At 56.3% G+C, this 7,264-nt stretch carries 6 protein-coding genes; all 6 read right to left on the bottom strand.

Features of this window, described 5'->3' with window-relative positions:
• Positions 1 to 181: 181 nt before the first annotated feature.
• Positions 182 to 556, bottom strand: coding sequence for a type IV pilin protein (locus BMY52_RS14135; protein ID WP_090255527.1), 375 nt, complete (start codon positions 554 to 556; stop codon positions 182 to 184).
• A 77-nt stretch (positions 557 to 633) separates the two neighbouring features.
• Positions 634 to 4,299, bottom strand: coding sequence for a pilus assembly protein (locus BMY52_RS14130; protein ID WP_090255515.1), 3,666 nt, complete (start codon positions 4,297 to 4,299; stop codon positions 634 to 636).
• Between the two features lie 63 nt (positions 4,300 to 4,362).
• Positions 4,363 to 4,911: a pilus assembly PilX family protein gene (locus BMY52_RS14125; protein WP_177169982.1), complete on the bottom strand. Its 549-nt coding sequence runs from the start codon at positions 4,909 to 4,911 to the stop codon at positions 4,363 to 4,365.
• A 44-nt stretch (positions 4,912 to 4,955) separates the two neighbouring features.
• Complete coding sequence (locus BMY52_RS14120; protein ID WP_143050497.1) at positions 4,956 to 5,981, bottom strand: PilW family protein; 1,026 nt, start codon at positions 5,979 to 5,981, stop codon at positions 4,956 to 4,958.
• Positions 5,978 to 6,496: a type IV pilus modification protein PilV gene (gene pilV / locus BMY52_RS14115; protein WP_090255509.1), complete on the bottom strand. Its 519-nt coding sequence runs from the start codon at positions 6,494 to 6,496 to the stop codon at positions 5,978 to 5,980. Before pilV ends, BMY52_RS14120 begins: the two co-directional genes overlap by 4 nt.
• On the bottom strand, positions 6,493 to 6,975 hold the full coding sequence (locus BMY52_RS14110; RefSeq protein ID WP_245740914.1) for a GspH/FimT family pseudopilin: 483 nt from the start codon (positions 6,973 to 6,975) through the stop codon (positions 6,493 to 6,495). Before BMY52_RS14110 ends, pilV begins: the two co-directional genes overlap by 4 nt.
• Positions 6,976 to 7,264 lie beyond the last annotated feature (289 nt).

Here is a 7,264-nt window from a genome sequence, read left to right as displayed (position 1 = left end):
CTGGTTGGCCACCGGTCACAGCATCCTTCGCGGGATCGCGCCCCTGCCAGGGCGGATTTCTGGCCGGGCGGGCGAGATTCGCCACGGATTCAGATCTTTTCCCTCAGGAAATGTGATTCTCCCTGTTCTTTGCACCTTTTACTATGTCACGCTGCCCCGTGCATCCTGATCGGTCCAATCCCTACCAGCAACTTCCCGGGGTACGTGCGCCTTGGTGATTGAGTGTAAGGGTGTGGCACTCAGAACTTTCCGCAGCTACTCGTCCGTCTGCGCCGGTGGCGGTGAGGGTGTAGCTAGAGGCGTCAGCCTGAGCTGAAATACTGTAATAGCCTTCGGGAGATTGGTTGGCGATCGTACAGTTGGCGTAAGTCATTTCGCTCGTGTAACAACGCTCCATGCGTTGAGCTGCCTCGGAGAGGGCCACCTTGCCGTCTGAGACCTGGGTGCGCTCCACATAGCGCGTATAGGACGGGTACGCGATGGAGGCCAGGATGCCAATGATAGCTACTGTGATCATGACCTCTATCAGGGTAAAGCCCTTGGGAGATAGATGCATCAGGTCAGACTCTCTTCTTAAAGTAAATGGTTGGCAGATGGATTTGCTGAAAGCCATGAATGGAGCAGGATTTTTTCTCATGGTGCCCGTAACTCCCGCCAAGATAGGCGGCTACCAAGCGGTTGATCAATTAACCTTCCGTCTACCTCATCCTTAACAATACGCTGGTCCTCCAAGGAGGTGAGCATCCGCGGTTCACCATCTACTCGCACGAAAACCGGTTGGGAGGGGGGCGAGTCAAAACCCACGGCATCATACCCCACCTGTTCGCCATCTGGATCGCGGAGAATAAAGAAGGGCACATCCAAAGCGGCTCCAGAGAAGGGATTGATGGCGTAAACGAACCCGCGACCAGTGGGGCGGCAGGGATCATCCGTGTTGGGCATGCGAGTCGTGCCCACCAGGGCAGGGCCAAAGATCTGGTTAGGGATGATCATACGTTCGCCATCAACAGTATTGTTGAACTTCAAGTCGATATACCAGCCATCTCGGTTACCTAGATCTCCGGCATCTCCGCGTTCCATATTGCGAACCTCACGTTCCGCATTGCCATGGGGCACTACGTTGTGTGCTCCGATACTGCGTTCGAGTAAGTCGAAGCGACCGGGAATCGTGGTTCCCTCATCAATAAGCCCGTACCAACTTTGTACTTGGGTGGTGCCAAGGTCCGTCTCATTGAGATAGCGACCCGTGCCAAAGAATACCCAGGTTTTTTCGTCAATGGCATCATAAGCTGCGATGGGTGCGGCACTGATAGGCTGAGCAACTCCATTGTCGTCTTTGGCCGTAAAAAGGAGCGTGCTGGTGCCACTATTCAGGCCAATCTTCCATAAGTTGCCCTTTAGATCTCCCCCGTAAGCGATGTCATAGTAGCCATCATTATTTGAGTCCCAGACCTCAATTCCCGTGAGTCCATTTTCGCCAGCTTCACCCAGCAATGTGGAATTGGCGGTACCATTGAAAACATCCAGCTGAATCAGGGCGGGTTCGCCGTTCTGCCCATTGGGGCCATTGGCCACAATCACTCGCCAGGTCCCATCTGCGATCGGTGCGATCATGGGCTTACCGAGAACGTTGCCTAGTGCAGATATGTCATTGGCACTCTTTTCCCACAGGAAGGAGATGTTGTCGGGATCGGTCACGTCCAGGGCGAAGATTGCGCGTCCGCCCCGACCCATAGTACCCACCAGAACACTCCGCCAGCCATTGTTCGCGTTGCTGTCGGGCACGTCTGCCACGGTAATTTCACCATCTACAAGGTAACGGTGTTCATAACTCGGCGCGGCCAGAGTTGCCATACCCTGCTCAATGGCGGCTGATGGTACAAAGGCGTAAATTTCCGTTCCGGTATCGACATCGAGGACATGAAGCATCCCGTCATTCGCCCCTACATAAAGGACTTCCCGTCGGCTCGCCAGTGATTGGGCGAAGGCTGGATGTGTATCGGCAGCTGGGAAATCTTCATCGGCGTAGAGTTCAGGGTTGGGTGGTCCCACGAATACAGGTTGCGAATGAACGATGTCCCCCAATGGGTTGACGCGGGTGCGAAGCATGCCATCCTGGCTGGCTTCGTTGCTGTTATCGCCCCGTAAGTATTCGAGAACTGCCTGGCTGCCCAAGGCCGCCTGTTGGTCAGCAGTCAGGTTGCCCCAGAGAAAATCTGTATCCGTACCGCCTGCATTGACACGGATATTACGTTCTCCGTGGTTGGGCAGGCCCAGAGAGGCATACCAGGCTGCGGCAGCTTCGGGTTCACCGGTGGAGGAGTCCAGGTCATAAGCCGCGAGTTCCCCAGACCAGCTCCCGGTGGTATAGGTTACCTGGAAAATCCGCGAACCGTCTTCGGCATCTACGGTGGCACCGTCGATAGCCAGTGCGGCGCTGGAGCCCTCCGTGTCTGCAACAATGCGCCCAAAAGCCTGCTTCAGGGCATCCACCATGGCCTCGGCATCTCCCGCCAGGAAGAAATTGTCGGGCTTCTTGAATGCTGTTTGACCCGCCCCCCTCGAGCCGAAGGGCGTGAGGGTCTCGCCGTTAGTATGCCACCACACTTCAGGCAAGATGTCTGGCAGGTTGTCGGGGTCAAAGCTTTCCGGTACCTTCATGCCGCCGTATTTGGCGGCTAGTGCAAATTGATTACGGGACATCCCTTCAAGTGACCGAGTTTCAAGAACGTCCACCCAGTAGGTCCGTGCCCGGGTTTTGCCTTCCAGGTCCGGGCGTAGGTCACGGACGTTGGCATCCCAGGCCAAGCCGGCCATATAGGCCGAGTTTTGCCGACCGGTAAAGGGTGTTCCGATATTGACTCCTTCCATGCTAGCGACCTGCTGAGTCCAGGCATGGACATCCACTGCGTCGTCGCTGCTCACTTCACTGGGAGAGGCGGGTTCGTCTCCACGGGCGGTGGTACCGGGGAGGTTCTTATCTCGGTGAGTGTAGATGTCCCCGATGCCGAGAATGGCATTTGGCTGGCACCATTGAGCTACGGGATCATCCCAGTTCTCTATGACCGGGAAGCCATCGGCCAGCTCGTATTGTGCCTCCTGGGTTCCCGAGAGGTTGCTATAAGCACTCACGTTACCTTCATTACGCAAATAGCGCAGGGCTGCATAAAAGAGCTCGCTCACTGGGTCGTGACTTTTATGCCTCTTGTCGGTCATCTGTCCGAACTTATTGAGGTAGTTGATAGCTCCGCTGTCTTCTATGTTGGCGGAACCAGCAGTGGCATCTTCGATGTCGGGATTTTGCTTGAGAATGCCCGTGATCGGATCCCACTCGCTGGCTGAATTGTTCTGCCAAGCACCTTGAACGAATTTTTGTGGACCAACCCATTTCTTGCGGGCGCGCATTACCCCGCCATCGCGGTACATGCTGTGGTCATTAAGGTAGCCGAACACTGCCACCTGCATCTTGTCCGCATATTCCTGTAGCAGGCCCTCTGGTTTCCAGTGATAACCTGTAATCTCGTCGCCGTATTGTACGCAAAAATCCTCCAGTCCTGCGTCCGGGTTGCATACCTTAACGCGGACACTCAATCTATAGCCTTGTGCATCAGTGGTTTCTGCAGAGGGATTATAGGCTTGGATGTTTTCACCAGTATTTGTGCCGTTGATGCGAAAGCGCATCTCGTTTCCAAGTCCTTGTATGCGAAACGTTGCAGAGGATCCATTCAGCGGCGTTGCACCCTGGAGGGTGTCGGAATCCAGGCTACGGTTGGGATAAATGCTGGTGGTGCCTTGGCCATCGTGACGAGCTTTCTCCAGCCAGGTTTCGTCCAGCGTGTCCTTTATCCGATAACCTCCGGTGAGCGCCAGGCGGAAAGCATCGATAGTTTGAGTGGCCACCCAGTTGAGAAAATTTCCGCTCCAGTGGGTGTTGTTGCAGTCGCGCCCTGCTGGGTTGCTTACGGGGAAGAAGTGATGCTCTGACTCATCTGTGGAATCATAGTGATAGCCATAGCACTTGTCCGCGTCAAAATAGCCTACATAGGTGGCATTCGGAGAATAGTTACCATCCACGTTAGCCACGCTGTTAATCGTAGGCCACTCCACTGAGGGAGTGAGTACCAGCAGTGGATGGACCTCGTCCACGCTGGCGATCAATGGGATAGGGGAGATATCGACTTCGGTGGCGGTGACCAGCATCGGACAGCCAAAGGTCAACGTGGCGGCTGCGAGGCCGTTGAAGACCTGGTACGGCCAGCGTGCACGGGGTGAATGACGAAGCGTCCGGGCGGGTAACATGGTTCCACTCTCCAGCGGTTCGTGTGGGTGGGCCGAGGACTATCTGGCTTGACCTCTAGGCGCTCAATTCGGTACTTGATAAGTGCTCTGCAGCACAACCAAAGAGCCATCGCTGTTGGCTGGATCATGACTGCGGGCCGTGATGCGATAGTGAGCAAAGGCGCTTTCAATAGTATTGTCACGACCCTCACTGCTGTATTGCATCGATGCGGCGCTGCGAGATCCGCGTTGCGGGTCTTTGGTCGGCAGGTCTACCTCGCCCATGTACTGGAGAGCGTATTGCGGCGTTCTCCCCGTTACCGTTTGGCTAAGAGCCTGGCCTTGGGGTACGTCTTGCCAGATGCTTGCCGTGCCCGTGTAGGTATTTTCGGGAATGGGGCCGCAGATCGTGGTGCCGCCGCAGTCCTCATAATCAGCCAGGTCATCGGGATGTGTATTGATGCCATCAAGCAAGGATTCAGCGACACGCAGCGCTGCCTCTGTATCTTGAAACGCCAGGGCTCTGTCCTGCTGATGGCCGGTGATGCGCTGTTGTAGTGTGACGTTGCCTATTCCAGAAATGGCAACAAGGGTCACCATGACCAGTATGATCAGCGAGACAACCAGCGCCATGCCAGACTGCTGGGAATGGGGGTGTTCGTGTGGCAAAGTTGCGTTCATTTCAGGCGATTTCTCAGTGCAACCACATGGGTGAGTTGGCGTCTCAATCGGCCTTCGGCAGCGTTGGTATCGGTGGACACGTTATCGGCGGCGCTGACCAGGGTAAATTGGATCTGCACAGCCTCCACTCGCTTCCAGTCAGCAGCCGAAGTGATAGCGGATGCAGTCTGCCAGGCGGCCACATCAGGGAGCTTGAAATGGACTTGCATGTCTTCCACGCCTGAGACGATCTCTTCAGTCCCGTACCTCAAACTGTAGCGATAGAGCGAGCGCCCGCCCTCATTTGCACGACCATTATGGCCGATGTACCAAAGGTGGTCCTTGAGGCGAGCGATGATTGAATTAGAGCCATATTCCCAGGGGGTGCCGTTGGTAGTGCATTCCGTGGGATAGCCCAGGCCTTTGGAGCAGTTGCCTGGGGTGACGCTGGAGCCTGTGTTATGAACCACCTCCACGTTCTGGGTGCCGGGGTTATTGGGTCCTGTGACCTGAAAGATGGAGGCGATCTCTAGATCGCAGACCATCAAAATTTCGCCCGGACGGAAATCATTGGTTTCCGAGGTCTTGAACTGTGCTGAGGTTGCTTTGTGTTCCTCAACGGACAAACCAGTCTCGTCCATCCCCTGAACGCGTAGCGCGTCGGTACCGTTGACGCGATCGCTTACGCCCGTGCCAAAGGGTGCATCAGCAGACGCTTGTCCACCATCAAAACCCTGGATGCCGATGGAATCGGTCCATGCGCGGGCGGACTTGTCGGCGAGGACATTCGCCACCTTCTCCATGCGCCCACAGGCCGAAGCACCTGCTTGTCGTACATCCATCGCGATCAGTTCAAAGGCGATGCGCGAACTCTCCTGGATCTGGGAGAGGGCCTCATTGGTACGATAGGCCTGCTGATTCGTCAGAAAGACGGTGCCTGCTCCTGCAATGACCAGCAGGCCCAGCACAATGGCGATCATGAGTTCCACCAAGCTGAAACCAGCCAATCGACAGGGAATGGGCGAAGAGTGGGATCTGTTCATGGCCGAAACTCGATGCGCATCTCTCTCATGCTCATGTCGTCTTCTTCCTCTCCTTGTTCGGCCCTGAGATCTTTCCAGCGTGTGACTATTTCGCAGGTTTGCCCATCGCAGGTGATGGAGCCTGACGCCTCAGGGCCCAGCAGGTTGGTCAGGTTGGCCCGCCATGCGGCAACAGCTGTAGCAGCATAACTGCTGCCACCGGGAGCCGCGTCTGCCATGTCCACGTTGAAATGGCCTGATTCCATGGCAGGGACGTCTGCGCGGATGGCGTCGGCGATGTCGTAGGCCTGCATCACCGCAACCCCTTGCTGGAAGGACCACTGATTTGCTTGCAGGGCGCGGGTTTGCAGGGCTGCCATCCCTAAAAGCCCCAGGGACAGGATCAAGACAGCAACCAGCACTTCGATGAGCCCCACGCCAGCTTGCCAGCGAATGGCCGAGGATGGCTGCAATGTCCCGGCGCCCTTGTGCGCGGGTGATAGACAAGAAAAGGTGAAATCGTATGCGGTGCTCATGAGCACGCTCCGCTTTGGCGCTCCACGGAAATGCGACTGCCTGCCCCCAATCGCAAACAACGGACAGGCTGGCTATTCCCCCCGTCCGCAGCGATGCTGATGTGATGACCCGTTGCCAGGCTTGAACCACTGCGCGCAAGACCATCCGGGCCCAAGGTTAGCGTGTCTGCGTTAAGGTCTGAGGAGACCGTGATCCGCCCTCCAAGGGTATCTACTTCACCAAGACGTGCCACTCCATCCGGGGTCACGACTGCCCAGTGCGTCCAGTTTGCCGAACTACCGGCACAATCTGTGCTGGTTTCAGAGGCAACACGGCAGACACGAACCCGGGCGTTACGACGAATGGCCTCCGAGCGGGCCAAGTTGATGGCCGCCACCAGTTCGTTGCTCTGGGTGGAAAGGGCGTTGCTGACGCGCAAACTCAGAAACCCCGGTATTGCCACTGTCATGAGGATGGCGGCGACCGAGAGGGTGACCATGAGCTCGACGAGTGTGAAGCCACGATTGTTCATGAGGATGAGCTTAGCCCATCTTAGGATGGGGGTATGGGGCAACTGCACGGACGGGCAATCCGGGAGGATGACTGGGAGTCTTCGTTTGATGCCCCCAAACGTTTCGAATCACATAGGCGCGATTGCTCAAGATCGAGCGAGCGGGAGAAATAAGCCTGCAGGATGCCGGAAGGCGATGTGCGCTTAGGGGGTAAGGGAAGTGGGGTGTTTGTCGAGGAAACTCAACGGATTGAGAAGCCCTTAATAACGGTAATTG

Origin of the sequence: Ectothiorhodospira marina, assembly GCF_900109495.1 — a bacterium.
In the GTDB taxonomy this organism is placed as follows: domain Bacteria; phylum Pseudomonadota; class Gammaproteobacteria; order Ectothiorhodospirales; family Ectothiorhodospiraceae; genus Ectothiorhodospira; species Ectothiorhodospira marina.
The sequence above is the reverse complement of the archived record's forward strand: the minus strand, read 5'-3'. Positions and strand labels throughout refer to the sequence as shown.

Bases quoted from the DNA above. Each gene is read 5' to 3' on its own strand.
- BMY52_RS14135 (WP_090255527.1), bottom strand. From the start codon at position 556: ATGCATCTATCTCCCAAGGGCTTTACCCTGATAGAGGTCATGATCACA.
- BMY52_RS14130 (WP_090255515.1), bottom strand. From the start codon at position 4,299: ATGTTACCCGCCCGGACGCTTCGTCATTCACCCCGTGCACGCTGGCCG.
- BMY52_RS14125 (WP_177169982.1), bottom strand. From the start codon at position 4,911: ATGGCGCTGGTTGTCTCGCTGATCATACTGGTCATGGTGACCCTTGTT.
- BMY52_RS14120 (WP_143050497.1), bottom strand. From the start codon at position 5,981: ATGAACAGATCCCACTCTTCGCCCATTCCCTGTCGATTGGCTGGTTTC.
- pilV (WP_090255509.1), bottom strand. From the start codon at position 6,496: ATGAGCACCGCATACGATTTCACCTTTTCTTGTCTATCACCCGCGCAC.
- BMY52_RS14110 (WP_245740914.1), bottom strand. From the start codon at position 6,975: ATGGTCACCCTCTCGGTCGCCGCCATCCTCATGACAGTGGCAATACCG.